The sequence below is a fragment of the Ensifer sp. Root31 genome (assembly GCF_001424825.1).
GTDB classification, from domain to species: Bacteria; Pseudomonadota; Alphaproteobacteria; order Rhizobiales; family Rhizobiaceae; genus Ensifer; species Ensifer canadensis.
Genome location: NZ_LMCO01000001.1, coordinates 491,104 through 517,084, shown reverse-complemented (window position 1 = coordinate 517,084; position 25,981 = coordinate 491,104). Strand labels below are relative to the sequence as shown.

21 protein-coding genes are annotated in these 25,981 nt (G+C 63.1%); 6 read left to right on the top strand and 15 right to left on the bottom strand.

The genetic code is table 11. The features are described from left to right. The 3 genes from ASD00_RS02535 to ASD00_RS02525 form a co-directional block, all read right to left on the bottom strand. Positions 1–1,392: a M20/M25/M40 family metallo-hydrolase gene (locus tag ASD00_RS02535; protein WP_025425439.1), complete on the bottom strand. Its 1,392-nt coding sequence runs from the start codon at positions 1,390–1,392 to the stop codon at positions 1–3. Between the two features lie 205 nt (positions 1,393–1,597). Further along, complete coding sequence (locus ASD00_RS02530; protein WP_025425440.1) at positions 1,598–2,041, bottom strand: MarR family transcriptional regulator; 444 nt, start codon at positions 2,039–2,041, stop codon at positions 1,598–1,600. A gap of 352 nt (positions 2,042–2,393) precedes the next feature. Then, entirely contained in the window at positions 2,394–2,777 is a 384-nt protein-coding gene (locus ASD00_RS02525) for a hypothetical protein (RefSeq protein WP_025425441.1), read from the bottom strand. 89 nt (positions 2,778–2,866) lie between these two features. Here ASD00_RS02525 and polA point away from each other — a divergent pair, with 89 nt between their 5' ends. Both polA and purU read left to right on the top strand, forming a co-directional pair. Next, positions 2,867–5,848, top strand: coding sequence for a DNA polymerase I (gene polA / locus ASD00_RS02520; protein ID WP_057204442.1), 2,982 nt, complete (start codon positions 2,867–2,869; stop codon positions 5,846–5,848). Positions 5,849–6,067: 219 nt separating this feature from the next. After that, positions 6,068–6,922 carry a formyltetrahydrofolate deformylase gene (gene purU, locus ASD00_RS02515; protein ID WP_057204380.1) on the top strand — a complete coding sequence of 285 codons (855 nt, stop codon included), beginning with the start codon at positions 6,068–6,070 and terminating at the stop codon, positions 6,920–6,922. Here purU and ASD00_RS02510 read toward each other — a convergent pair. The 9 genes from ASD00_RS02510 to ASD00_RS02470 all read right to left on the bottom strand — a co-directional run bounded on the left by ASD00_RS02510 (position 6,915) and on the right by ASD00_RS02470 (position 18,703). Continuing rightward, a complete protein-coding gene (locus ASD00_RS02510) occupies positions 6,915–7,559 on the bottom strand; it encodes a TetR family transcriptional regulator (RefSeq protein ID WP_025425444.1) in 645 nt (214 codons plus the stop codon). The two genes, purU and ASD00_RS02510, sit on opposite strands and share 8 nt — an antisense overlap. Positions 7,560–7,612: 53 nt before the next feature. Continuing rightward, complete coding sequence (locus ASD00_RS02505) at positions 7,613–10,753, bottom strand: efflux RND transporter permease subunit (protein ID WP_025425445.1); 3,141 nt, start codon at positions 10,751–10,753, stop codon at positions 7,613–7,615. 10 nt (positions 10,754–10,763) lie between these two features. Then, complete coding sequence (locus tag ASD00_RS02500) at positions 10,764–11,981, bottom strand: efflux RND transporter periplasmic adaptor subunit (RefSeq protein WP_025425446.1); 1,218 nt, start codon at positions 11,979–11,981, stop codon at positions 10,764–10,766. A 259-nt stretch (positions 11,982–12,240) separates the two neighbouring features. Continuing rightward, positions 12,241–13,242, bottom strand: a complete 1,002-nt coding sequence (locus ASD00_RS02495; RefSeq protein ID WP_025425447.1) for an ATP-binding cassette domain-containing protein — start codon at positions 13,240–13,242, stop codon at positions 12,241–12,243. A gap of 13 nt (positions 13,243–13,255) precedes the next feature. Beyond that, complete coding sequence (locus ASD00_RS02490; protein ID WP_057204378.1) at positions 13,256–14,320, bottom strand: Gfo/Idh/MocA family oxidoreductase; 1,065 nt, start codon at positions 14,318–14,320, stop codon at positions 13,256–13,258. Next, entirely contained in the window at positions 14,317–15,156 is an 840-nt protein-coding gene (locus tag ASD00_RS02485; RefSeq protein ID WP_025425449.1) for a carbohydrate ABC transporter permease, read from the bottom strand. The genes ASD00_RS02490 and ASD00_RS02485 overlap by 4 nt, the downstream gene beginning before the upstream one ends. A gap of 11 nt (positions 15,157–15,167) precedes the next feature. After that, positions 15,168–16,118 carry a sugar ABC transporter permease gene (locus tag ASD00_RS02480; RefSeq protein WP_025425450.1) on the bottom strand — a complete coding sequence of 317 codons (951 nt, stop codon included), beginning with the start codon at positions 16,116–16,118 and terminating at the stop codon, positions 15,168–15,170. A gap of 372 nt (positions 16,119–16,490) precedes the next feature. Then, complete coding sequence (locus ASD00_RS02475) at positions 16,491–17,750, bottom strand: ABC transporter substrate-binding protein (protein WP_025425451.1); 1,260 nt, start codon at positions 17,748–17,750, stop codon at positions 16,491–16,493. Between the two features lie 56 nt (positions 17,751–17,806). Beyond that, on the bottom strand, positions 17,807–18,703 hold the full coding sequence (locus ASD00_RS02470) for an N-acetylmuramic acid 6-phosphate etherase (protein WP_025425452.1): 897 nt from the start codon (positions 18,701–18,703) through the stop codon (positions 17,807–17,809). A gap of 197 nt (positions 18,704–18,900) precedes the next feature. Between ASD00_RS02470 and ASD00_RS02465 the strand changes: the two genes are divergently transcribed. The 4 genes from ASD00_RS02465 to nagA are packed head-to-tail and all read left to right on the top strand — an operon-like array spanning position 18,901 to position 22,754. Continuing rightward, the gene (locus ASD00_RS02465; protein WP_025425453.1) at positions 18,901–19,785 is read left to right on the top strand and encodes an N-acetylglucosamine kinase; all 885 of its coding nucleotides are present in this window, start codon (positions 18,901–18,903) and stop codon (positions 19,783–19,785) included. Continuing rightward, positions 19,782–20,546, top strand: a complete 765-nt coding sequence (locus tag ASD00_RS02460) for a GntR family transcriptional regulator (RefSeq protein WP_025425454.1) — start codon at positions 19,782–19,784, stop codon at positions 20,544–20,546. The genes ASD00_RS02465 and ASD00_RS02460 overlap by 4 nt, the downstream gene beginning before the upstream one ends. A gap of 28 nt (positions 20,547–20,574) precedes the next feature. After that, positions 20,575–21,597 (top strand): SIS domain-containing protein, encoded by a 1,023-nt coding sequence (locus tag ASD00_RS02455; RefSeq protein WP_025425455.1) that lies wholly within the window; start codon positions 20,575–20,577, stop codon positions 21,595–21,597. Beyond that, a complete protein-coding gene (nagA, locus tag ASD00_RS02450; protein ID WP_025425456.1) occupies positions 21,594–22,754 on the top strand; it encodes an N-acetylglucosamine-6-phosphate deacetylase in 1,161 nt (386 codons plus the stop codon). The genes ASD00_RS02455 and nagA overlap by 4 nt, the downstream gene beginning before the upstream one ends. 102 nt (positions 22,755–22,856) lie before the next feature. Here nagA and ASD00_RS02445 read toward each other — a convergent pair whose 3' ends face one another. The 3 genes from ASD00_RS02445 to ASD00_RS02435 are packed head-to-tail and all read right to left on the bottom strand — an operon-like array spanning position 22,857 to position 25,848. After that, a complete protein-coding gene (locus ASD00_RS02445) occupies positions 22,857–23,582 on the bottom strand; it encodes a copper homeostasis protein CutC (RefSeq protein WP_057204376.1) in 726 nt (241 codons plus the stop codon). After that, positions 23,579–24,490 (bottom strand): ROK family protein, encoded by a 912-nt coding sequence (locus ASD00_RS02440; protein WP_025425458.1) that lies wholly within the window; start codon positions 24,488–24,490, stop codon positions 23,579–23,581. Before ASD00_RS02440 ends, ASD00_RS02445 begins: the two co-directional genes overlap by 4 nt. After that, positions 24,487–25,848, bottom strand: coding sequence for an amidase (locus tag ASD00_RS02435; protein WP_057204374.1), 1,362 nt, complete (start codon positions 25,846–25,848; stop codon positions 24,487–24,489). Before ASD00_RS02435 ends, ASD00_RS02440 begins: the two co-directional genes overlap by 4 nt. Positions 25,849–25,981: the final 133 nt, after the last annotated feature.

The window sequence follows — 25,981 nt, the reverse complement described above, 5'->3', positions numbered from 1 at the left end:
TCAGGCGGCAAGCGCGTTCAGGATGCGGATCCAGGAACGAATGCCCTTGTGATAGGATTGCAGCTCGTATTTCTCGTTCGGCGAATGGATGCGGTCGTCCGAAAGGCCGAAGCCGACGAGCAGCGATTCCATGCCGAGCATCTTCTGGAAGTCGCCGACGATCGGGATCGAGCCGCCCATGCCGATGACCACGGCCGGCTTCGGCCATTCGTCGGAAAGGGCGAGCTTTGCCGTGTTGAGCAGGTTCGAATCGTAGGGCAGCTGGATTGCCGGCGAACCGCCATGGGCGTGAAATTCGACCGTGCAGTCCGCCGGCACCTTCGAGCGCACATAGGCGCGGAAAGCTTCGCGGATCTTCTCCGGGTTCTGGTTGCCGACCAGGCGGAAGGAGACCTTGGCGGAAGCCTGCGCGGCAATCACCGTCTTGAAGCCTTCGCCGGTGTAGCCGCCGGTGATGCCGTTGATCTCGGCGGTCGGGCGGGCCCAGGTGAGTTCGAGGACCGAACGGTTCTTTTCACCAGACGGGATCGACAGGCCGATTTCGCCGAGGAATTTTTCCGCGGTCTGGCCAAGCGTCTCCCATGCAGCCTTGATCTGGGCCGGGGTTTCCTCGACGCCTTCGTAGAAGCCTTCGAGCGTCACGCGGCTGTTTTCGTCATGAAGCCCGGCGAGGATGCCGGTCAGGATGCGGATCGGGTTGGCGGCAGCACCACCGAAATAGCCCGAATGCAGGTCGCGGTCGGCCGCCTTGATGATGACTTCCTCGCCGACGAGCCCGCGCAAGCCCGCCGAGATCGCAGGCGTGTCCCGGTCCCACATGCTGGTATCGCAGACAAGTGCATAGTCGGCTTTGAGTTCGGCCGCATTGGCTTCGAGGAAAGGTTTTAGCGACGGCGAGCCGGACTCTTCCTCACCTTCGAACAGGATCGTGACGCGGCAGGGCAGCGAACCGTGGACTTCCTTGTAGGCGCGGGCGGCTTCGACGAAGGTCAAGAGCTGGCCCTTGTCGTCGGCGGTGCCTCGGCCGGTGATGACCTTGCGGCCGGGCTCCAGCTCCTTGACGCCGGGTTCGAACGGATCGGTGTCCCACAGGTTCAGGGGATCGACCGGCTGGACGTCGTAATGCCCGTAGAACAGCACATGCGGGGCATCGGCGGTGGCGCCGGCGTGATGGGCAACTACCATCGGATGTCCGGGAGTGTCGCGGATCGAGGCGTCGAAGCCGAGGCCGTTCAGTTCCGCGACCAGCCATTCGGCGGCCTTGCGGCAATCGGCCTTGAAGGCCGGATCGGTCGAGATCGACTTGATGCGCACGAGGTCGAAAAGCCTGTCCAGGCTCTTCGGCAGGTTTGCGTCTGCGCGCTCGAGAATGGGGGTGATATCTGCCATCATGCATATCCTTGCTTCAAGTTTTGCCGGAACCTACTGCATGACGCCGCAAATCGGAATCGATTTCAGCAGCGAAATCATGCGGCCGTTCGACGGGCGGCAGCGATTTTGGCGTGTCCGAACGAACCCGCTCAGGTTGTTTAGAACCTCATGCGGGTGGATTTAAGCCAAATTTTTTGATGGAACGATTAGGGAGACGTGTTGCCTGTCACGCGGCACCGCCGTCACGCGCGGCATGGGCAAGCGCCATGCGCATGTATTCGAGCATGAGTTCGCGCTCGAATTGCCTGAGGCCTGATAACAGCGACTGATCGGCGGCAAGCGCTGCCTCCTTGGCCGCCGCCTCGATTTCCCTCGCCCTCTCGGTCAGGAAGATTTGCTGCGAACGCTTGTCCTGCGGATGTTTGCGCCTGACGATGAGCCCGTCGCGTTCCATTCTCGCCAGCGTGTTGGCCATGGTCGCCTGTTCGATGTCGAGCCTGTCGAGAAGCTGTTTCTGGGTCAGACCCTCCTCGGCCCATAGTTCCAACAGGACGGGAAACTGCCCGGGCGCGAAGCCGAGCTTCTGACCGCGCTCCTGAAGTGCACGCGAGAAGCTTTTGGCCAGCAGGCTGGCCAGGTAAGTCGCAGATTCCATACGGTTGAAGGCCATGCTCCAGTGGGTACGCTCGAAGCGGCGCGAAGACAAGTTACAAAGCAGGCGATGGACTTGAGAAAGCCTTATCTCACAAGGATTTGACAAGGACTTGACCCAACCAACGAGAAACCGCCACGGCGCGGAGGCGGCGCCGTGGCGGTTCTCTGAAAACGGGACAAAGGCCCGGAGAGGGGGATAAGGCCTTTGTCCTCATCTGGTGCGGGCGGGGGACAGGCCAATCACCAGAAGACGGCATCACTCGGTGCCGTTGACTAAGATTTGAGGATTCAAATGTGGCTTTTCAAGGATTGGGCCAATGAATCGCACATTACAAATGCGTAACGTTTCTGTGAAAGCCGGACATTGCTCAAGCGCCCTTCGAGCGCCGGTTCCGCAAGGCAAAAATGACCTCCACGGCGCCGATCGCGATTGCAGTCGCCAACGCTGATTTCGCCACATCGCGGGCCGATTGATCCGGCCTGATGCACATGACGATAATGAAGGCGACGAAAAGTGCGGCCCGAGCGATCGCGTATTCGACCTTCTGCCACAGTGGCCACGGCGCGGCGTCCGCCCGTCTGAAATGGGCATCGAGCCCCGTCGTCGCAAGCAGATAGATCGGCGCAAAGACGGTCTTGATGACGACAAGGAATGCCGGATCGCTCAACAGCCAGGAAATGACGAAACAGACTCCGGCAAACCCTGAAAGAACAAGGTACTGTCTCAGTGCATATTGCACGTCATGCGGCATCGCTTGCTCCTCTGTGACAGCTGGACATTGTAGTGTTCGACGAGAAAACCGCAATGGACGTTTGGCTCACCCCGCGCTATCCATTGCCCATGAAAAACGGTGATCACCTCTTCCTCGTCGACGGCTCCGGATTCATCTTCCGGGCGTTCCACGCCATCCCGCCGCTCAACCGCAAATCCGATGGCCTTCCGGTCAATGCGGTGTCCGGTTTCTGCAACATGTTGTGGAAGTTGCTCACCGATGCGCGCGACACCTCCGTCGGCGTGACGCCGACGCATTTCGCCGTCATTTTCGACTATTCCTCGAAAACGTTCCGAAACGAACTCTACGATCTCTACAAGGCCAATCGCTCGGCGCCGCCTGAGGATCTGATCCCGCAGTTCGGGCTGATCCGCCACGCCACGCGCGCCTTCAACCTGCCTTGCATCGAGAAGGAAGGGTTTGAGGCCGATGACCTGATCGCCACCTATACGCGCCTTGCCGAAAAGGCGGGCGCCAGCGTCACCATCATCTCCTCCGACAAGGACCTGATGCAACTCGTGACGCCGAACGTCTCGATGTACGACAGCATGAAGGACAAGCAGATCTCGATCCCGGAAGTGATCGAGAAATGGGGTGTGCCGCCGGAAAAGATGATCGATCTTCAGGCGATGACCGGCGACTCGACCGACAACGTGCCTGGCATCCCCGGCATCGGCCCCAAGACCGCGGCGCAATTGCTGGAGGAATACGGCGATCTCGATACGCTGCTGGCGCGTGCGGGCGAAATCAAGCAGGCCAAGCGCCGCGAAAACATCATCGCCAATGCCGACCTTGCCCGCCTGTCACGCCAGTTGGTGACGCTGCGCACCGACACGCCGCTCGACGTCCCTCTCGAGGAGCTGCATCTCGAACCGCAGGATGGGCCGCGCCTCGTCGCCTTCCTGAAGGCGATGGAATTCACCACGCTCACCCGTCGCGTGGCCGCCGCCACCGATACGGACGCCGATGTGGTCGAACCGGCCGCGGTGCCGGTCGAGTGGGGCGCGGATGCGCGCGGACCGGATCTCGACAAGGCTGCGGCTGCCCCGGCGTCGTCGAGTGCCGGCGAGGCCGCGCCTGCGGCCGTGAGCCAGGTAGCCTCCACGGGCGAGGCCACTGACGCCACACCAGAGGCGCTCGCACAATCGCGCGCAGCCCTTTTCGCCAGCGCTACCATCGACCACTCGCGGTATGTCGCGATCCGCGATCTGCCGACGCTCGACGCCTGGATTGCCGACGCCAAGGACGCGGGCCTCGTCGCCTTCGACACCGAAACGACGTCGCTCGATGCCATGCAGGCCGAGCTCGTCGGCTTCTCGCTGGCGCTTGCTGACTATGGCAAGGACCCTTCGGGAACGGTGATCCGCGCCGCCTATGTGCCGCTGATCCATAAAACAGGAGTGGGCGATCTTCTCGGCGGCGGCCATGCTGAAAACCAGATTCCGGTGCGCGAGGCGCTCAGCCGGCTGAAGGTGCTGCTTGAAGATCCTTCGGTGTTGAAAGTCGCACAGAACCTCAAATACGACTACCTCCTCATGAAGCGACACGGCATCACCGTCCAGGGCTTCGACGACACCATGCTGATGTCCTACGTCGTTGATGCCGGCAACGGCACGCACGGGATGGATGCGCTGTCGGAGCGCTGGCTCGGTCACAAGCCGCTCGCCTACAAGGACATGACCGGCAGCGGCAAATCGTCGGTGACCTTCGATTATGTCGATATCGACCGCGCCACCGCCTATGCCGCCGAGGATGCCGAAGTCACCCTGCGCCTCTGGCACGTGCTGAAGCCGCGGCTGGTGGCCAAGGGGCTGGTGCGCGTCTATGAGCGGCTGGAGCGCCCGCTCGTGCCGGTGCTGGCCCACATGGAAGAGCGCGGTATCACCATCGATCGCCAGATCCTGTCGCGCCTCTCCGGCGAACTGGCGCAAGGGGCAGCGGCGCTCGAAGACGAGATCTACAAGTTAGCCGCCGAAACATTTACCGTCGGCTCGCCCAAGCAGCTCGGCGATATCCTCTTCGGCAAGATGGGGCTGCCCGGCGGTTCGAAGACCAAGACCGGCCAATGGTCGACCTCGGCGCAGGTGCTCGAGGATCTCGCGGCGGAGGGCCACGAACTGCCGCGCAAGATCGTCGACTGGCGCCAGATGACCAAGTTGAAGTCGACCTATACGGACGCCTTGCCGGGTTTCGTCCATCCGGAAACCAAACGCGTCCACACCTCCTATGCGCTGGCGGCGACGACGACGGGACGCCTGTCCTCGTCCGACCCGAACCTGCAGAACATCCCGGTGCGCACCGCCGAAGGCCGCAAGATCCGCACGGCCTTCATTGCCACATCAGGTCACAAGCTGGTTTCGGCCGACTACAGCCAGATCGAACTGCGCGTGCTTGCCCATGTCGCCGACATCCCGCAGCTTCGCCAGGCCTTTGCCGATGGCGTCGACATTCACGCGATGACGGCTTCGGAGATGTTCGGCGTTCCTGTCGCGGGCATGCCGAGCGAAATCCGCCGGCGGGCGAAGGCCATCAACTTCGGCATCATCTACGGTATCTCCGCTTTCGGCCTTGCCAACCAGTTGTCGATCGAGCGCTCGGAAGCCAGCGACTACATCAAGAAGTATTTCGAGCGTTTCCCCGGCATTCGCGACTACATGGAAAACACCAAGGCCTTTGCCCGCGAGCACGGCTATGTCGAAACGATCTTCGGGCGGCGTGCACATTACCCCGACATTCGCTCGTCGATCCCCTCGCATCGCGCCTTCAACGAGCGCGCTTCGATCAACGCGCCGATCCAGGGGTCCGCAGCTGATATCATCCGTCGTGCCATGGTGAAAATCGAGCCGGCGCTGAGTGAGGCGAAGCTTTCCGCCCGCATGCTGCTGCAGGTGCACGACGAACTGATCTTCGAGGTCGAGGATGCCGACGTCGAGCGGACCATCCCGATCGTCGTGTCGGTGATGGAAAATGCCGCGATGCCGGCGCTCGACATGCGGGTACCGCTCAAGGTCGATGCCCGCGCCGCGATGAACTGGGACGAGGCGCACTGAGGTTTCCCTGAGGGATTCCATCAGCGACCTTGCATCGACAGCTGCGGTTATTCTTGCAGAAGGCGGCCACGACGGCCGCCTTCTGCCTGTCGGCGTATCACGATGATAGAAAGCGCATGCCGCCGCCGTCTCAGCGGTTGCGGTCGTCCTCGTCTCCCCCTAGGCAGCGATCGGGGAGGGCGCTAGCGCGCCCGGCAGAGCCGCCGATCGGAGGAGACCATGGCCACCAACACATTCATCCTTGTGCTGTCCTGTGACGACAAGCCGGGCATCGTTGCCGCAGTGACGACGGAGCTGGCCGGCCTTGGCGCGAATATCGCCGAGAGCAGCCAGTTCTGGGATCGGCACACCAACAGCTTCTTCATGCGCATCGCCTTCCAGGCGCCCGATGGCATGACGCGGGACGACGTCGAGCGGGCGTTGCGGCCGGCGGTCGACCGGTTCCAGATGCGCACCGCGCTGACGGAAGCCGCACGCAAGCCGAAGATCGTCATCCTGGTGTCGAAGTTCGACCATGCGCTCCTGCGTCTGCTCTACCAGATCCGCGTCGGCTGGCTGAACGCCGAGGTCGCCGCCATCGTTTCCAATCACGAGGACAGCCGGCGCACGGCGGAACTCGAGGCGATCCCGTTTCATCATTGGACGGGATCGAAGACCAACAGGGAAGAGCAGGAGGAAAAGCTGTTGCGCCTGACGCAGGAGACCGGCGCCGATCTGGTGATCCTGGCGCGGTACATGCAGGTGTTTTCGGACAATCTGTCAAAGCGCCTCTACGGCAAGGCGATCAACATCCATCACTCGTTCCTGCCGTCGTTCAAGGGGGCCAGGCCCTACCACCAGGCCCACGAACGCGGCGTCAAGCTGATTGGCGCCACGGCCCACTACGTCACCCCGGATCTCGACGAGGGGCCGATCATCGAGCAGGAAACCGAACGTGTCAGCCACGCGCTGACGGCGGAGGACTTCGTCGCCAGCGGCCGTGACATCGAAAGCCGCGTGCTGGCCCGTGCCGTCAAGCTGCACCTGGAACGGCGGGTGATGCTCAACGGCCATAAGACCGTCGTCTTCAGCTGACGGTGGATAGTGCAGAACGGGCGGCGGAGGGCGTGCGGAAGCTCGAAAACAGCCGCCTCAGCCCGTCACGCCCTTCGGCGACGATGTCGAACGGGCGACCAAAGAGCAGCCACTGGGTGCAAAGCCCAAGCATCATCCAGTGAAGCGTGCGGGTCGCCGACGTGGGCGTCCAGCTGTCCTGCATGTAGCCCTTGGCAAGGGCGCGGGAAAAGGCCAGTTCGAGCAGGGCATTATGATGTTCGTCGAGTTCCTTGTGGCGGGTCAGGACCTCGCTCATGTCGCCGTCGTAGTTGGTGCGCAGCATGATGGTGAGAATGCGCTGGCGCTGCTCGTCGGCGGCCAGGATATCGATCCAGGCGCCCATGGCGTCCTCGACGATTGCCAGCGTATCGGCGGCCTCGGCCTCGATTTCCTGGGCGATCATGTCTTCCTGGGGCAGCGGCACGGCATCGTGCAGGGCCAGGAAAAGATCGGTCTTGTTGGCGAAGTGCCAGTAGATGGCGCCGCGGGTCACGCCCGCTTCCTTGGCCACTTCCTCAAGCGTGGTGTTTGAAACACCCTTTTCGTAGAACACACGTTCAGCGGCGCTCAGGATCTTCTGCCGGGTTGCCTCCGCATCGGCTTTCGTTCTGCGCATTCATTCCTCCTTGCAGAACGGCCCGCCGAGAGGGCGGGCCGTCGATAGCAGTGTTATTCGGCGGGTGTTGGGGTCTCGGCTGCAGCCGGTGTGGCTTCTACCTTCTTGCGTCCGAACAGCTTCGTGACGAACACGAAGAACACCGGAACGAAGAAGATCGCCAGCACCGTTGCCGAGATCATACCACCCATCACGCCGGTACCGATGGCGCGCTGGCTGCCAGAGCTTGCGCCGGTGGCAATCGCCAGCGGCAGAACGCCGAGCGTGAAGGCGAGCGACGTCATCAGGATCGGGCGGAAGCGTAAGTGTGCTGCCTCCAGCGTCGCATCGATCAGCGATTTGCCCTGTTCACGCAGTTCCTTGGCGAACTCGATGATCAGGATGGCGTTCTTCGCCGACAGGCCGATGATCGCGATCAGGCCGACCTTGAAGTACACGTCGTTCGGCATCTCGCGCATGGTCACGGCAAGCACCGAACCGATGACGCCGAGCGGAACCACCATGATGACCGCCACCGGGATCGACCAGCTCTCATAGAGCGCAGCCAGGCACAGGAAGACGAGCAGGCACGACAGCGCGATCAAGAGAGGCGCCTGGGTACCCGACTGGATTTCCTGCAGGGACTGGCCGGTCCATTCGTAACCGAAGCCTGCCGACAGTTCGCCCGCAAGCCGCTGCATTTCGTTGATCGCGTCACCGGAGGAGTAACCCGGAGCCGCTTCGCCGCTGATGCGTACCGACGGGTAGCCGTTGTAGCCGATCGTCTGGGTCGAGGCCTTGACCCACTCCACCGTCGCGAAGGCGGAGAGCGGGACCATGCCGCCATTGGCGTTGCGGACGTTGAGGTTCAACAGATCCGCCGTCTGCATGCGCTGACCCTCGTCCGCCTGCACCGTCACGCGCTGCATGCGGCCGGCATTCGGGAAGTCGTTGACATAAGACGAGCCAAGGTTGGTCGAGATCGTCGAGTTGATGTCCGCAAAGGTCACGCCGAAGGTATTGGCCTTTTCGCGGTCGATGGCCACGCTGACCTGAGCCGCATCGGGCATGCCTTCGAAGCGAACCCCGGTCACGATCTTGCTCTGAGCCGCAAGGCCGAGAAGCTGGTCGCGTGCCTGGGACAAAGCCGCTTCGCCGAGACCGCCACGATCCTGCAGGCGGAAGGAGAAGCCCCCGGTGGTGCCGAGGCCCTGGATCGCCGGCGGCGACAGCGCGAAGCTGATCGCATCCTTGATCTGGCTCATGGCCATGGTGGCCCGCATGGCGATCGATTGAGCGGCGTTGTCGGCGTCGCGTTCCTTCCAGTCCTTCAGCGTCACGAAGGCGAGCGCTGCGTTCTGTCCGGTGCCGAAGAAGGAGAAGCCGTTGATCGCGATGATGCGTTCGACAGCCGGCTCCTGGCCGAAGATCTTCTCCGCCTGTTCCACCACCTCGGTCGTACGGTTGCCCGTCGCTTCGGAGGGGAGCTGCATCATGACGATCACGAAGCCCTGGTCTTCGTCCGGAAGGAACGACGACGGCAGCTTCATGAACAGCCAGCCGAGGCCGGCCAAGACGGCGATGTAGACGATCATGTAGCGACCGGTGCGGTGGACCAGGCGCTTCACGATGCCGCTATAGCCGTGCGAGGTCTTGTCGAAGCTGCGGTTGAACCAGCCGAAGAAGCCGCGCTTGGCGTGGTGGTGGCCCTTCGGAACCTGCTTCAGGAAGCTGGCGCACAGCGCCGGCGTCAGCGACAGCGCGAGCAGTGCCGAGAACAGGATCGACACGACCATGGTCAGCGAGAACTGGCGATAGATCACGCCGACGGCGCCCGGGAAGAAGGCCATCGGAATGAACACCGAAGCCAGCACCAGCGTGATGCCGATGACGGCGCCGGTGATCTGCTTCATTGCCTTGCGGGTGGCGTCCTTCGGTGTCAGCCCCTCTTCGGACATGATGCGTTCGACGTTCTCGACGACGATGATCGCATCGTCGACCAGGATGCCGATCGCCAGCACCATGCCGAACATGGTCAGAACGTTGATCGAGAAGCCCATCGCCAGCATCACCGCGCAGGTGCCCAGAAGAGCGACCGGCACGACGAGTGTCGGGATGATGGTGTAGCGGATGTTCTGCAGGAACAGGAACATCACGATGAAGACGAGCGCGACCGCTTCGACCAGCGTCGAAAGCACCTTCTCGATGGAAACGGCAACGAACGGCGAGGTGTCGTAGGGAACCGAATATTCCAGGCCCTCCGGGAAGAACTTCGACAGTTCGTCCATGCGCTCCTTGATCGCCGTCGAGGTCGACATCGCGTTGCCGCTTGGCGACAGCTGTATGGCGATAGCCGCGGACGGCTTGCCGTTCAGGCGGGTCGAAAACGCGTAGCTTTCGCCGCCGATCTCGACGCGGGCAACGTCGCGCAGACGAACGGAGGAGCCGTCCGGATTGGCGCGAAGCACGATCGCTCCGAATTCCTCGGCGCTCGACAGCTGACCCTTGACGACAACAGGAGCACTGATCTGCTGCGTGATCGGGTTCGGCTGTGCGCCGATCGAGCCGGATGCGATCTGGGCGTTCTGGGCCTGGATGGCATTCGTCACGTCGCCGGCGGTCAGGTTGAGGCCGAGCATCTTGTCCGGATCGAGCCAGATGCGCATCGAGCGTTCGGTCGCAAACAGCTGCGCACGGCCGACGCCGGGCACGCGCTGGACTTCGTTCAGCACGTTGCGGCTGAGATAGTCGCCGAGACCGATGGCGTCCATAGAGCCGTCGGTCGAGGTGAGCGCGACGATCATCAGGAAGCCGGAACCGGCTTCGTCGACCTGTACGCCCTGGCGCTTGACCGAATCGGGCAGGCGCGGTTCGACGCGGCGAACGCGGTTCTGAATGTCGACGGCCGCCTGTCCCGGATCTGTACCGGGTGCAAAGGTGGCGCTGATGTCGACCGAGCCGGCAGCGCTGGAGGTCGATTCGAAATAGAGCAGGCCTTCGACGCCGTTCAGCTCGTTTTCGATCAGCCGGGTGACGCTCTGATAGGTGTCCTGCGACGAAGCGCCGGGGTAGCTCGTGTTGATGGAGATCTGCGGCGGCGCAACATCAGGATATTGCGATACCGGCAACAGCGGTATCGCGATGATGCCGGCGAGCATGATGAAGATCGCCACCACCCAGGCAAAAATAGGCCTGTCGATGAAAAAACTAGGCATTAATCAGCACTCACTCTGTGGCTTCAGCGGGCTTTGCGTCGGTCGCCGCGGTCGTCTGGGCTGCTTCGGCCGCCGGCTTTGCATTCGGATCCCAGTCGGTCGGCTCCACCGGCGCGCCGGGGCCGATCTTCTGGAAGCCTTCGACGATGACCTTTTCGCCGGGCTTCAGCCCCGAGGCCACCTGCCAGCGGGTTCCGACCGTGCGTCCAAGTGTGACGTTGCGGAACTCGACCTTCTTGTCGGCGGCCACGACATAGACCTGCGACTGGCCGGCATTGTTGCGCTGGACAGCCTGCTGCGGCACGGTGATCGCGTCCTTCTCGACACCCTGCTGGACCAGCACGCGGACATACATGCCCGGCAATAGGTCGCCGTCGGGATTGGGGAACTCGCCGCGCAGCGTTACCTGGCCGGTCGTCGCGTCAACGGCCGCTTCCGAGAACAGGAGCTTGCCCTTGTGTTCATAAGGCGTGCCGTCGTCGAGGATCAGTTGAACCTCGGCCTCCTGGTCACCGCTCATCATCTGGCCGGCTTCAAGCGCCTTGCGCAGGCGGATGAGATCGGTCGCCGACTGGGTAAAGTCGGCATAGAGCGGATCGAGTTGCTGGATCGTGGCGAGGTTTTCCGAGCTGTTGGCGCTGACGAGCGCACCCTCGGTGATGAGAGCGCGTCCGATCTGGCCGCTGATCGGGGCGGTCACGTTGGCGTATTGCAGGTCGAGCTTGGCAGCGGCCAAGCCCGCCTGGGCGATGGCGACGTCGGCGTTTGCTGCAGCCAGCAGGCCGTTTGCATCGTCGAACTGCTGGGCGGCGACGACGTTTGCCTTCTTCAGAGCTTCCTGTCGGGCAGCCTTCTGTTCGGCCTGGAGATGCACGGCCTGGGCGCGGCGCAGGGTCGCTTCGGCCTTTTCGACCTGGACCTGGAAGGGAGCAGGGTCGATGCGGTAGAGCACGTCACCTTCCTTGACCTTCGAGCCCTGCTGGAAGACGCGTTCGACGACGATGCCGGAAACGCGCGGACGAACTTCGGCGACGCGCGTCGCGGTGATGCGGCCCGGCAGTTCATTGGTGATCGGCAGCGTCTCGGATGCGGTCGTGAAGACAGCGACGGCCGATGGCGGGAAGGCGGGAGCGGCCTGTTCTTCGTCTTTCTGGCAGCCGGAAAGGAGAATCACGGTTGCCAAGGCGGCGGCCAGTGTCGGTCGGTTCATGCGCATAGCGATGTCCATATTCGGTGACCGTGCGCAGCCAGTGCGTATCGCAGGGCTGCGCGGTCCGGAAGTGAAGGGAAGCAATTACCAGTATCGGGATGGGAAAATACCGGAACGCTAATATACAAACACAAATGTATGTTAATTTGCGCCGCAGTGCAACACCGTGATGCAGCGCGTTGAATCGATCAAAAAAATCAGCCGCCGCAGTGCTTTCGGCACCACGGCGGCTTGATATCACTAAGGTGTGATCCGGGTTTGTCGCCGGATTATCGTCTCAGGCGAGGACGCGGTCGTCGGCACCGAAGCGGTGCATGCTGCCGACCATCGGCGTCGCAAAGACAATGTCATCAGGCGCGTAGCGGTGTTCGCCAAACAGCCGAACGGTGATCAGACCGACCTGGTCGGACTCGATATAGACAATCGTGTCGGCGCCCAGATGCTCGACGTGGATGACCTTGCCCTTCCAGTCGCCACTCTCGCGCGACAGACCGATATGTTCCGGCCGGATGCCGATCGTCTTGGCGCCGGGATCGCCGAGGCGGGCGCCGTCGACGAAGTTCATCTGCGGCGAGCCGATGAAGCCACCGACGAAGACATTGGCCGGCCGGTTGTAGAGATCCATCGGCGAGCCGATCTGCTCGATCTGGCCGGCGTTCAGCACCACGATCTTGTCGGCCAGCGTCATCGCTTCGACCTGATCATGGGTCACGTAGATCATCGTGGCCTTCAGGCTGCGATGCAGCCGGGCGATCTCGAGCCGGGTGTTGACGCGCAAGGCCGCATCGAGGTTCGACAAGGGCTCGTCGAACAGGAACAGCTTCGGTTCGCGCACGATGGCGCGGCCGATGGCGACACGCTGGCGCTGGCCGCCGGAAAGTTCCGCCGGGCGCCGGGCGAGATAGGGGTCGAGCGACAGCATGCTGGCGGCCTTGCCGACCTTGTCCTCGATTTCAGCTTTCGGCTTGCCGGCCTGCTTCAGGCCCAGGCCCATATTGTCCTTCACCGTCAGGTGCGGATAGAGCGCATAGGACTGGAATACCATGGCGATGCCGCGCTTGGCGGGGGCCACGTGTCCGACTTCGACGCCGTCGATCTGGACGCTGCCGGAGGTCGCGTCCTCAAGGCCGGCAATGGTGCGCAGCAATGTCGACTTGCCGCAGCCGGAAGGACCCACGAAGATGACGAACTCGCCGTCCTTCACTTCCAGGTCGATGCCCTTGAGAACCTCATGGTTTCCGTAGGCCTTGCGGATGGATTTGAGTTGAAGTGATCCCACCTAATTGCCCCTCTTAAAGTTTGACCGGCTGACCGGTGCGGACGCTTTCATCAGCCGCAAGGCAGATGCGCAGCGACTGGACGGCGTCGTTCATGTGGCGGTCGAGATTGATATCTTCGCGAATGGCCTTCAGCACATAGGCCTGCTCACGATCGCAGAGTTCCTGATGGCCGGGCTCTCCGTCCATTGTCAGGTCCTCGTCCGGCTTGAGAAAGCGACCATTGGGACCAGTTTCCGCATTGTGCACGCGAATGACCGAGGTCTTGGTGTGTGTGTCGATATCGTCCGACTTGGCATTCGGATCCATGACGATCGACACGGAGCCCTTTGGCGACATGACGTCCTTCACGAAGAAGGCGGTCTCCGAAATCATCGGACCCCAGCCGGCCTCGTACCAGCCGGCCGACCCGTCTTCGAAGATCACCTGCAGGTGGCCGTAATTGTACATGTCCGAAGCGATTTCGTCGGAAAGACGCAGGCCCATGCCGCGCACCTCCACCGGCTTGGCGTCGGTGATCTGGCACATGACGTCGACATAATGCACGCCGCAGTCGACGATCGGCGGGGTCGTCTGCATCAGCGACTTGTGGGTCTCCCAGGTCGGACCGCTCGACTGCTGGTTCAAGTTCATGCGGAAGACGTAAGGACCGCCGAGTTTGCGGGCTTCGGCGATCAGCCGGATCCACGAGGGGTGGTGGCGCAGGATGTAGCCGATGATCAGCTTGCGGCCATGCTTCCTGGCGGCAGCAACGACCCGTTCGGCGTCTGCGACCGTCGTTGCCAGCGGCTTCTCCACGAACACGTCGCAGCCGGCTTCGAAGGCGGCAACCGCATAGTCGGCATGGCTGTCGGAATAGGTACAGACCGAGCAGAGTTCGGGTTTCAGTTCCTCAAGCGCCGTCTTGAAGTCAGGATGGATCTCGTAGCCGCGCAGTTCCTCCGGAAGCTCCACCTTGGAGCGGTTGACCAGCCCGACGATCTCGAAGCCGGGATTGTTGTGATAGGCCAGCGCATGGCTGCGGCCCATATTGCCGAGACCCGCGACGAGGACCCGGACCGGTTTGCTGTTTGAACTCACTTGACTGCTCCTGCGGTGATGCCGCGGATCAGCTGCCGCGAGAAAATGACATAGAGGACGAGAACCGGAAGGATGGCGAGCGACAGGGCCGCAAGCACGGCGTTCCAGTTGGTGACGAACTGGCCGATGAAGATCTGCGAGCCGAGCGTGACCGTCTTGGTTGCTTCTGCCGGCGCCAGGATCAATGGGAACCACAGATCGTTCCAGATCGGGATCATCGTGAACACGGCAACCGTTGCCATCGCCGGCCGGATCAGCGGCAGCACGAGGCGGAAGAAGATCGAGTATTCCGACAGCCCGTCGATGCGGCCGGCATTCTTCAGGTCATCCGAAACCGTGCGCATGAACTCCGACAGGATGAACACCGCGAGCGGTAGCCCCTGTGCGGTATAGACGAGGATCAGCGCCGTCAGCGTGTTGACGAGGTTGGCAGCGACCATGCCCTGAAGGATGGCGACGGTGCCGAGCCGGATCGGGATCATGATGCCGATCGCGAGATAGAGCCCCATCAGCGTATTGCCGCGGAAGCGGTATTCCGACAGCGCGAACGCGGCCATGGCGCCGAACAACAGCACCAGCGCGATCGCGACGACCGTGACGATGAAGCTGTTCTGGAAGTAGGTCGCGAAATCGCCCTGGCCGAGCACCGTCTGGTAGCCGATCAGGCTGAAGGTCTCGGGCGTCGGGACCGTCAACGGCGCCCGGAAGATCGCGTTGCGATCCTTGAACGAGTTGATGATCGTCAGGAACACCGGAAACAGCGAGATGAGCGTATAGGCGATCAGCGCGATGTGGACGAAGCCGGTGCGGAAAATGGAGTGGCGTGCTTGCGACATCTCGGCCTCCCTTAGAACTGATAGCGGCGCATGCGGCGCTGGATGACGAAGAGGTAGAGCGAGACGCCGGCGAGGATGATCAGGAACATCACCGTTGCGATCGTCGCGCCCATCGAGCGGTCGCCCAGCTGCAGCTGGAAGCCGAAGAAGGTGCGGTAGAGCAGCGTGCCGAGAATGTCGGTCGAGCCATCAGGACCGGCAAGCGCGCCCTGCACGGTGTAGACCAGGTCGAAGGCGTTGAAGTTGCCGACGAAGGTCAGGATCGAGATGATGCCGATCGCGGGCAGGATCAGCGGCAGCTTGATCTTCCAGAACTGGCTCCAGCCGGTGACGCCGTCGCATTCGGCGGCTTCGATCACTTCATCGGGAATGTTGAGCAGGGCGGCGTAGATCAGCATCATCGGGATGCCGACATATTGCCAGACCGAGATCAACGACACGGCGATCAGGGCCGAGCCTGGCCTGCCGAGCCAGGGCGCAAACATCGACTTGAGGCCGACGAGATCGAGCATCCAGGGCGCGACACCCCAGATCGGCGACAGGATCAGCTTCCAGATGAAGCCGACGATAACGAAGGAAAGCAGCGTCGGCAGGAAGATCGCCGTGCGGTAGAACGTGACGAAACGCAGCTTCGGAATGGACAGCATGGCCGCCAGCGCAACGCCGATCGGATTCTGCACGCACATGTGAATGATGAAGAAGATGACGTTGTTCTTCAGCGCGTTCCAGAAGTCGTGCGCCCAGCGCTCCTCGCCGAACAGGACCTGGAAGTTTGCGAGACCAACGAAGGTCGGCTGGCCGTCGACCGTGTTGTATAGCGAGAGACGCAGCGTCTCGATCAACGGCAGGATCATCACCGCCGTGTAGACCAGAAGGGCCGGCAGCAGAAAGATGAGGATGTGCCAGCGTTTCGGCCGTCTCACGGTCGGCTGTCCCTCTTGCAGTGAAGTGACGTTGCTCATTGATCGTACCCGCTTGTTCGACCGGTTCCCCAGGGCGTCATGATGCACGTCGACGCCACACGGCCGGTCTTGCCGCATAACGCCTGCCCCGATCCGGGCTCATGACGAAGGTTAAGGCTATCGCGTTCTTTTGCAAACGACTGCGTCGGGGACCTCCCCATCAAGGGGAGGTCGAGGACGCTGCGGCTGGGGGAGTGCCTCCTTGGGCAATGTCCTCCCGCCCGGCCCTTGCTGCATGTTTCCTCAATCCTATCCGATTTGAGGACAAAAACATTCAGCAATTCAAAGTGCTACAGCGACCTTTGTGCGTCCGACAAGACGCGCGGCGCTGTAGGGCCGACCCTCCCCCGAAGGGGAGGGAACCAGTTGCGCTTACTTCGCCGGCTTGTACCAGCCGTCGAGACCCTTCTGCAGCTTTTCGGCCGCAACCTCAGGCGTATCCGTGCCGTTGATGACGTTGGCCGATTCAACCCAGGTTTCGTTCTCGAGGCTCGGCGTACCGCGCGCCAGGATCTGGTAGGTCGAGCGGATCGTCGGCTTGCACTTTTCGCGCCAGGAAACGAATTCCTGAGCGAGCGGATCGGTCATCTTCACCGGGGTCGAATTGAGGCTGAAGAAGCCCGGCAGCGAATTGGCGTAAATCTCGGCGAATTCCGGCGAAGCGACCCAGGTAAGGAAGGTCTTGGCTTGCTCGGCGTGCGCACTCTTGGCGTTCAGACCGACGCCGATGTCGTTGTGGTCGGAGATGTAGCAAGCGTCGCCGGCGTTCTTAACCGGAGGCGGGAAGGCGCCCATCTTGAACTGGGCCTGGGTGTTGAACAGGCCGATTTCCCACGAGCCGGCCGGATAGATCGCGGCGCGGCCGAGCGTGAACAGGTTCTGGCTGTCCGGATAGGTCTGGGCCTCGAAGCCGTCGCCGAGATAGTCCTTCCACTTGGCGAGAACGCGATAGGGCTCGACCCACGGTTCATCGGTCAGCTTCTGCTCGCCCTTGATCAGCGCAGCGCGGCCTTCTTCACCCTTCCAGTAGGTCGGGCCGATGTTCTGGTAGCCCATGGTCGCGGCTTCCCAGAGATCCTTGGTGCCCATCGCCATCGGGATGTAGTTGCCGTCGGCCTTGATCTTGTCGAGAGCTGCGAAGAATTCGGCTTCCGTCGTCGGGATCTGGATGCCGAGCTGGTCGAAGGCGTCCTTGTTGTAGATGAAGCCGTGGATGACCGAAGCCATCGGCACGCAGAAGGTGGCCGAGCCATCGTCTGTCGTCCAGGCGGACTTGGCGACCGGGGAGAAATTTTCCATACCCGGCAGCGCCGTCAGGTCGGCAAGGTGCTTCTTGTTGTAGAGTTCGAGCGAGACATCGAACGGACGGCAGGTGATGAGGTCGCCCGCGGAGCCGGCGTCGAGTTTGGCGTTCAGCGCCGCGTTGTACTCGGTCGGCGCCATCGGGGCGAACTTGACCTTGATGCCGGGGTTCTTGGCTTCGAAAGCCGGGATCAGCTTTTCCTGCCAGATCGCCAGGTCGTCGTTGCGCCAGCTTTCGATCGTCAGCGTGACGTCCTCCGCGTGGGCCAGGCCGGCCGAGCCGAGAATGCTCGACGCAAGCAGCAGGCCCTTGAGTGTCGTACGGGTCATTTAGCTTCTCCCTCTTATATGCGCCGTTTTGGCGCGGTTTGAATCCCAGGTTTATCTCAGGCCGAAACGATATCGATCGCCCGGCGCAGGTTCTGCTTGGTCTGGTTGAGCGCCGCTTCGGCTGCCGCCACGTCCTTCGCGCCCGATGCCAGCAGGATGGCGATCTTGACCGAGCCGGATGCGGCATTGATCAGCCGGCCGGCCTCGGATGCGCCAACACCGGTAATGTCGGTGACGATGCGAACGGCGCGGCCGTGCAGCTTGATGTTGTCGGCGCGCAGATTGACCATGTGGCCGTCGAGCACGTGGCCGAGATGGATGCCGACCAGCGTCGAGAACATGTTGAAGGCGATCTTCTGTGCCGTGCCGGCACCCATGCGCGTCGAGCCGGAAACGACTTCCGGCGGCGTCTGCAGCAGAATGGCGACATCCGCGTCGTTGAAAAGAGCTGCGCCCGGATTGTTGGCAACGGCGATGACTTTTGCGCCGAGCTTGCGCGCCTCGTCGGCTGCGGCCAGCGCATAGGGTGTCGAGCCGCTGGCCGACACTGAAACCAGACAGTCGCCCGCGGTGATGCCGGCCTTGCGGACGTCTTCGCGCGCCAGATCCATGTCGTCTTCGTAGCCGCCGGCGAGGTCATTGAGACTGGCGGCGCCGCCTGCAAGCAGAATGACGATCTGGTCCTGGGGGATGCCGTAGGTGCCGGGAAGTTCCAGCGCATCGGCCATGGCCATCAGGCCTGAGCTGCCGGCGCCGGCATAGGCGAGACGCTTGCCGGAGGCGAGCGTTTCTGCAGCCAGGGACGCAGCAGCGGAAATCTGCTCAATCGCGGCGTCCACGACCTTTGCTGCCGCCTGTTGTCCGGATGCGAGCAGCCGAAGCGCCAGCGCCGGATGCATGACATCCAGGCCTTTGGCGTTGTCGTGACGCTCTTCGGTCTTCACTGAAGGCATAGGTTGTGTCTCCTCTGGGTGAATTAATGCCAAAAAAATACCAATTGTCTAGGAGAAATTACATTTTGGCGTCAAAAAAAACCAATCTCTGAAATTATCCGTTGTTATTCAATGCATTATTTCAAAATTGGATATCGAGACCAATTCGGACTTGGTTATTGGTATTTTTTTGGTATCCTCTATGGGCGGAGGTGCTCATGCCAAACTACCTAATAGGAATCGATGGCGGCGGAACAAGCTGCCGGGCGGCTGTGGCTGCGGGGGATGGACGTATTCTCGGCCGCGGCAAGGCTGGTGCAGCCAACATTCTGACGGATCCTGAAACGGCGCTCGCCCATATTGGCGACGCTGCGCGGGCGGCATTTGAAGAAGCCGGTCTTGATCCCTCTGGTATCGCCGAGGCGCGCGCAATTGTCGGCGTCGCCGGGCACAATGTCGGCGATGCCGTGCATTATGTGAAGCGACGCCTGCCGTTTGCCGCAGCCGATATCGAATCGGATGGTCTGATTGCCCTGCAGGGCGCGCTCGGCGACGAGGACGGCGCCGTCGCCATTCTCGGCACCGGCAGCATCTATATCCTGCGGCAGGCCGACATCGTCAGCTATGTCGGCGGCTGGGGCTTCACGATCGGCGATCATGGCAGTGGCGCACGCATCGGCCATGCGCTTTTGCAGGAAAGCCTGCTTGCCTTCGATGGCATCCATGAGGCGTCGCCGATAACCGATTCCGTCATGGCCGAGTTCAGGAACGATCCGAGTGCTGTCGTCGATTTCGCGCGCCTGGCAAAGCCGGGTGAGTTCGGCCGCTATGCCCCGCGTGTCTTCGAAGCGGCGCAGGCGGGCGATCCCGTCGCCGTGCGTCTGCTCAAGACTGCGGCGATCACGGTCGACGAGGCGCTAGACGTCGTGGTCGCCCGGGGCGGGCGCAAGCTCTGCCTGCTCGGTGGCCTCGCGCCGCTCTATCGTCCCTGGCTTGCCGAGCGCCACCAGCCGTTTTTTGTCGAAGCCGAGGCCGACGCGCTCACCGGCGCCGTCGCACTCGCCGCACAGCGCTTCGGCTCCCGCTCGGAGGTCGGCGCATGACCGATCATCTCGCTGCCATTCTGCCGCTCGAAGGCCTGCAGGCCGGTGGATCCGGTCCGCTCTATCTGAAACTGCGGCAATCGCTGGAAGACGCGATCCAGTCGGGCAAGCTCAATCATGGCGACGCCCTGCCGCCGGAGCGCGATTTGGCCGATTACGCCAATATCAGCCGCGTGACCGTGCGCAAGGCCGTCGACGATCTCGTGCGCGACGGCTTGCTGGTGCGGCGCCACGGCTCCGGCACTTTTGTCGTCAAGCCGGTCTCCAAGGTGCAGCAATCGCTGTCGCGGCTGACCTCGTTTACCGAGGACATGGCGCGCCGTGGTCTCAACACTCATGCCCGCTGGCTGGAGCGAGGCCTGTATCATCCGTCGCCGGATGAGATGATGGCGCTCGGCCTGCCGGCCGACGCGTTGGTGGCCAGGCTCGGGCGTCTGCGCATCGCTGACGACATGCCGCTCGCGATCGAGCGCGCCAGCATCTCGGCCGAATTCCTGCCGGATCCGCAGGCCGTCACCTCGTCGCTCTATACCGCGCTCGACAAGACCCGTTCCCGGCCGGTGCGCGCCGTGCAGCGCATCTCCGCCTGCAACATCAAGGATCCGGACGCCTCCATGCTCGGCGTCGCCGTCGGCTCTGCCGGCCTTTCCATCGAACGCGTCTCCTATCTCGCATCGGGACGCGTCGTCGAATTCACCCGCTCGCTCTATCGGGGCGACGCCTATGATTTTGTCGCGGAACTGACCCTGTCGGAATCCTGACCGTCGCTCCGCAAGAAAGGAATTGACCATGCAGACCAACATGCGCCGAGAAATCGACGAGATCCCCGAAGCGGCGGCCCGACTGCTCGAGCATTCTTCCGAGGCCCTGAAGCAGGCCGGCGCAGCGCTGCGCGCCAAGGACCCGGCTTTCCTGGTGACGATCGCGCGCGGTTCTTCGGACCATGCCGCCCTGTTCCTGAAATATGCGATCGAGCTGCAGGCCGGTCGACCGGTCGCTTCGCTCGGGCCGTCGCTCGCGTCGATCTATGGCGCCAAGCTGAAGCTCGGTGGCGCGGCGGCAATTGCGATTTCGCAATCGGGCAAGAGCCCGGATATCGTCGCGATGGCCCAGGCCGCAACCGATGCGGGCGCCGTATCAATCGCACTTACCAACACCCTGCCGTCACCGATCTCGAAGGCATGCACCCATCCGCTCGACATTCTCGCCGGCCCGGAAATCGCCGTTGCTGCAACCAAGTCCTATGTCAACTCCATCGTCGCCGGCCTTGCCGTTCTCGGCGAATGGACCGGCGACGCGGCGTTGCAGCGCGCCGTGGCCGATCTGCCGAACCAGTTCGCCAAGGCGGTGAAGCTGGATTGGCATGAGTTCGCCGCCGATCTCGGCGAGGCCGAATCGCTCTACGTGCTTGGCCGTGGCCCGGCGCTGGCGATCGCCAGCGAAGCGGCGCTGAAGTTCAAGGAAACTTCGGGCATGCATGCGGAAGCCTATTCGGCCGCCGAAGTGCTGCATGGACCGGTGGCGCTTGTCGGCGCCAAGTTCCCGGTGCTGACGCTTGCGGCGCGCGATGCGGCCGAAGGGTCCGTCGCCGAGATCGCCGACGGCATGGCCGAGAAGGGCGCCGTGGTCCATGTGACGTCGAACCGCGCCGGCAAGGCCAAGCGCCTGCCGTTCGTCGAGACGGGACACCCGATCACCGACGCGCTGACCCTGATCCTGCCGTTCTATGGCTTCGTCGAAGCCTGGTCGCGCTCGCGCGGTCTCAATCCCGACGCACCGGCAAGCCTCAAGAAGGTAACGGAGACGAGATGACCGAGAAGAAGGCAATCATCGGCGCCCGCCTGTTCGATGGTATCGAATGGCATGACGGCGCCGCTCTCTTGATCGAGGCGGGTCGTGTCAAGGCCATCGTGGCAGCCGGCGATCTGCCGGCCGGTGCCACGATCGTCGATGCCCACGGCCTGCTGCTGGTGCCCGGCTTCATCGACCTGCAGGTCAACGGCGGCGGCGGGGCGCTTCTCAACGCGCAGCCGACGCTGGAAAGCATCCGCCAGATCTGTTCGGCCCATGCGAAGTTCGGTACGACCGCACTTCTGCCGACGCTGATCACCGATACGCGCGAAGTCCGCACGGCAACGATCGCCGCCGGCCTTCAGGCCAAGGCGGCCGGCGTGCCCGGCTTCCTCGGCCTGCATCTGGAAGGTCCGCATCTTTCGGTCGCACGAAAGGGCGCGCACGATCCAGCGCTGATCCGACCGATGGATGACGCCGACCTCAAGGAGATGCTCGACTGCGCCAGGGCGCTCGGCACCCTCATGGTCACGGTCGCACCGGAAAATGCGACCAAAGAGCAGGTTCGAGCGCTTGCCGACGCCGGCGCCATCGTCAGCCTCGGCCATACGGATGTCGGCTATGAGACCGCCGTGTCCTATGCCAAGGCAGGGGCGAAGACGGTGACGCATCTGTTCAACGCCATGAGCGGTCTCGGTCATCGCGAGCCTGGCGTCGTCGGTGCAGCCCTTGCGACAGGCACCCTGCACGCGGGCCTGATCGCCGACGGCTACCATGTCGACCCCGCCTCGATGGGTGTGGCGCTGCGGGCCAAGACCGGCCCGGGCCAGATCTTCCTGGTGACCGACGCGATGTCGCCGATTGGAACGGACATGACGAGCTTCGAGCTCAATGGCCGCGAGATCCTGCGCCACGGCGGTCGTCTGACGCTCGCCGACGGCACGCTTGCCGGCGCCGATATCGACATGCTCTCGTCGGTGCGCTTCGTGCACGAAAAGCTCGGCCTACCGGTCGAGGAAGCCCTTCGCATGGCATCGGCCTATCCCGCCGACGCCATGGGCATCTCCTCGCACAAGGGCCGTGTTCTGCCCGGGGCAGATGCGGATTTCGTGCTTCTGACATCAGAACTCGCCATGGGATCGACTTGGATTGGCGGCAACCAGGTCTACGCAGCCTGATCACCGATCTATCGAAAAATTGAGGCCCGACGATCGGAGTGATCGTCGGGCCTTTCTTTAGCGTGAACTGAAAGCGTGGCGAAGATCCGACGCGCGAACGTCCTACCCCGCCGAAAGCCGCGCTTTCATCGCCTGAACGGTCGCCACATCCGTGCGGCGCCGATCCTCGGTCACGAAGCCCATCTCGACCAGTCGCCGATCATGAGCCGGCTCACGGATCGAGCAGGATGAATGCACTTCCGTGACGGGCAGTCGGGCAAGCAGCGCATCGACGGTTTCAAGCGTCACGCCGGAACCAGGCATGATCGAAAGCCGCCCACCTGCCAGCTCGACAAGCTCCGCCAGCTTCTCGATGGCCTGTGGCGCGCTCCTCGCGCCTCCGGATGTCAGGATCCGCTCAAAGCCGAGTTCAACCGCAAGTTCGATTGCGTCCTTGAAATCTGGCACCAGGTCGAAGGCGCGGTGCAAGGTGAGGCCGAGGCCTGCGGCATGGCCCGTCAGTTTTCGGAGCATGGGCGCATCGAGCTGGCCATCGGTAAGCGACGCACCGAGAACGACGCCGGCAAGTCCGGCATCGCGCACCGCATCGATATCGCGGCGCATCATGTCGAGATCGGCGGCGCCAAAGACGAAGTCGCCCGGCCGCGGCCGGACCATGACATAGACGGGTACCCGTGGCGGCCCGGCGAGCGCCATCAACCCGGCGGTCGGCGTCAGCCCGCCGACGGAAAGTGCTGCGCAGAGTTCGATCCGGTCCGCCCCGCCCTCGATCGCCGCGGCAAGCCCGTCGGCGTCGTCGACGCAAACCTCAAGTCCGATGCCATTCATGCCTTTTCTCCTCCAAGGCCGAGCAGGGCTGCGCCGATCAGGCCGGGCTCGACCTGACACTCGCCGCGCACGACGAGCGGCCGTTTGAACTGCCGCAGAATCCGGCTACGAACCGCCAGATCGATCCCCTCAAGCAGCGGTTCAACGTTGGAAAGACCGCCGCCGACAGGTACGATCGTCGCTCCCGTGGTGTTGATGACGAGCGCCAGCGGTGAGCTGACGAGATCGACAAGAATCTCGACGGTGCGTTTCGCTTCCGTGTCGCCCTTGAGCCACGCCTCGATGATCTCATGGCTCGACATGGTCTTGCCGTGCACGGTGTCGTGCAGTCGTTCGAGCCCGCGCGCGCCGCCGACCGTGTCGACGCAGCGCCGCTGGCCGCAGCCGCAGGCATAGGCGGGGATGGCGATCGGCGGTTCACCCGCTTCCGCGGCAAGTGCCGGTCCATGTCCCCATTCGCCGGCAAAGCCGCCGTCGGCGTTGATCAACTGGCCGTCGACCACCAAGCCGCCGCCGACACCGGTGCCGAGGATCGCCCCGAAGACGATGCGGTGACCCCGGCCGGCGCCGGCGCCCGCTTCGGCAAGGGCGAAACAGTCGGCGTCATTGGCGATCTTGATCGGCAGGTGCAGCTCGCGCTCGAGCTCGGCCACCAGTTCGCGGCCGTCGATGCAGGGGATGTTGGCGCATTTGATCCGGCGCGTCTCCGGGTCGATGACGCCGGTAATCGAGATCGCCACGCATTCCGGGTGGCCGCCGGCTTCGTCGAGCACGGATTCGAGCGTTTGGACGAACTGGCGGAAATTGTTGAGCGGCGTCGTGCGGCGCGGCAGCGGAAAGATCCGTTCGCGCGAATGCACGATCGCCCCCTTGATCGCCGATCCGCCGATATCGAAACAGACGATCATGCCTCTCCCCGGATCACGGCTTCGGCGGCAAGTGCGATCGAGAGCAACCGGTCGTCCTGATGGTGCGGTGCAGCCAACTGCAGGCCCACGGGCATTTCGCCGGCACCGGTGCCGCAGGGGATCGAGATGCCGCAGAAATCGAGGAAGTTGCCGATGAGCGTGTTGCGCAGCGTCGTGGCGTTGGTCTTGAAGAACAGCTCGTCGTCGGCCAGCAACGGCGCCAACGGCGGCGCGACATGCGGCAATGTCGGATGGACGATGAGTTCGCCCGGCTTCAGGCTCTCGACCGTTTCATGGATCAGCTGGTCGCGCGCATCGAGAAGCGCGATATAGTCAGGCATGGTGATCTTCTCGCCGAGCCTGGTGCGCGCGACGACACGCGGATCGATGCGTTCGGCCTCGGAGCCTGCCAGGCGCTCCCGGTGAAGTGCGAAGGCTTCGGCGGTGACGAGCGCGCCGTGGCGCGCCATCAGATCGAACACCGCCTTGAACGTCGGAAAGGCGCGGCGGGTGACCGTGGCGCCGGCCTTTTCCAGCCGCTTGACCGCATCCTCGAAGGCTTCGACGACTTCGTTTTCCGCCTCGTCGAAGACGATGGTTTCGGGGATGACGATCGAGAGGCCGGCGATCTCGCCGCGGCGAACCACCGGTGCGGTCAGTCCATGCATGGCGGCGTCGAGCCAGACCGCATCCTGCACCGTATGACAGAGAGGCCCGAGCGAATCGAGGCTTTCGGCGAGCGGGAAGACGCCCTTCATCGAATAGCGGCCGCGCGTCGCTTTGTAGCCGATGATGCCGGTCATGGCCGCCGGGATTCGGACGGAGCCGCCAGTATCGGTACCGATTGCCGCGGGCACGAGACCGGCCGCGACCGCCGCCGCCGCGCCCGACGAGGAGCCGCCGGGGATGCGCTCGACATCGGTCGAGGCCGGGTTGTGCGGCGTGCCGTAATGCGGATTGATGCCGAGGCCGGAGAAGGCGAACTCGCTCATGTTGGTTCGCCCGACGCTGACCATGCCGGCACCGGCAACCGCGCCGACCACGGCGGCGTCACTGCCAGCAGGCGGGGTGTCCCGCAGGACCGCGGAACCCGCGGTCGTCACGCTGCCCTTGACGTCGAAGAGATCCTTCCAGGCGACCGGAAGACCATCGAGCAGGCCGAGCGATCGGCCCGCACGAAGCCGGGCGGAGGCCGCCGAGGCCTCCTTAAGCGCGCGTTCGCGGGTGATGCCGACAAAGATCGACTGATCGCCGTGCGCCGCGATGCCGGCAAGTGTTTGCTCTGCAAGCGTGACCGGGTCGAGCTTGCCTTCCTGGACGAGTACCGAAAGCCCGGCGAGCGTTTTCTGTCTGGTCATGGTCTCCCCTTGTCCGCCTGCCGCCAGCGGCAGCTCGTCCTTCCGTTGGCCCGCGTGGGCAGGCTTTTGATCTAAAGCGTGTCGCGATCTCCAGGATTCGCTGACTGCGCATTAAGTCGTTGTTCTTGCGCAT

Coding starts and splice junctions, on each gene's coding strand:
- ASD00_RS02525 (WP_025425441.1), bottom strand. CDS start 2,777: ATGCCGCATGACGTGCAATATGCACTGAGACAGTACCTTGTTCTTTCA.
- ASD00_RS02475 (WP_025425451.1), bottom strand. CDS start 17,750: ATGACCCGTACGACACTCAAGGGCCTGCTGCTTGCGTCGAGCATTCTC.
- ASD00_RS02535 (WP_025425439.1), bottom strand. CDS start 1,392: ATGATGGCAGATATCACCCCCATTCTCGAGCGCGCAGACGCAAACCTG.
- ASD00_RS02470 (WP_025425452.1), bottom strand. CDS start 18,703: ATGCCTTCAGTGAAGACCGAAGAGCGTCACGACAACGCCAAAGGCCTG.
- ASD00_RS02465 (WP_025425453.1), top strand. CDS start 18,901: ATGCCAAACTACCTAATAGGAATCGATGGCGGCGGAACAAGCTGCCGG.
- ASD00_RS02455 (WP_025425455.1), top strand. CDS start 20,575: ATGCAGACCAACATGCGCCGAGAAATCGACGAGATCCCCGAAGCGGCG.
- ASD00_RS02510 (WP_025425444.1), bottom strand. CDS start 7,559: ATGCGCAGAACGAAAGCCGATGCGGAGGCAACCCGGCAGAAGATCCTG.
- ASD00_RS02440 (WP_025425458.1), bottom strand. CDS start 24,490: ATGATCGTCTGTTTCGATATCGGCGGATCGGCGATCAAGGGGGCGATC.
- ASD00_RS02480 (WP_025425450.1), bottom strand. CDS start 16,118: ATGAGCAACGTCACTTCACTGCAAGAGGGACAGCCGACCGTGAGACGG.
- ASD00_RS02435 (WP_057204374.1), bottom strand. CDS start 25,848: ATGACCAGACAGAAAACGCTCGCCGGGCTTTCGGTACTCGTCCAGGAA.
- nagA (WP_025425456.1), top strand. CDS start 21,594: ATGACCGAGAAGAAGGCAATCATCGGCGCCCGCCTGTTCGATGGTATC.
- polA (WP_057204442.1), top strand. CDS start 2,867: ATGAAAAACGGTGATCACCTCTTCCTCGTCGACGGCTCCGGATTCATC.
- ASD00_RS02505 (WP_025425445.1), bottom strand. CDS start 10,753: ATGCCTAGTTTTTTCATCGACAGGCCTATTTTTGCCTGGGTGGTGGCG.
- ASD00_RS02485 (WP_025425449.1), bottom strand. CDS start 15,156: ATGTCGCAAGCACGCCACTCCATTTTCCGCACCGGCTTCGTCCACATC.
- ASD00_RS02460 (WP_025425454.1), top strand. CDS start 19,782: ATGACCGATCATCTCGCTGCCATTCTGCCGCTCGAAGGCCTGCAGGCC.
- ASD00_RS02500 (WP_025425446.1), bottom strand. CDS start 11,981: ATGGACATCGCTATGCGCATGAACCGACCGACACTGGCCGCCGCCTTG.
- ASD00_RS02445 (WP_057204376.1), bottom strand. CDS start 23,582: ATGAATGGCATCGGACTTGAGGTTTGCGTCGACGACGCCGACGGGCTT.
- ASD00_RS02530 (WP_025425440.1), bottom strand. CDS start 2,041: ATGGCCTTCAACCGTATGGAATCTGCGACTTACCTGGCCAGCCTGCTG.
- purU (WP_057204380.1), top strand. CDS start 6,068: ATGGCCACCAACACATTCATCCTTGTGCTGTCCTGTGACGACAAGCCG.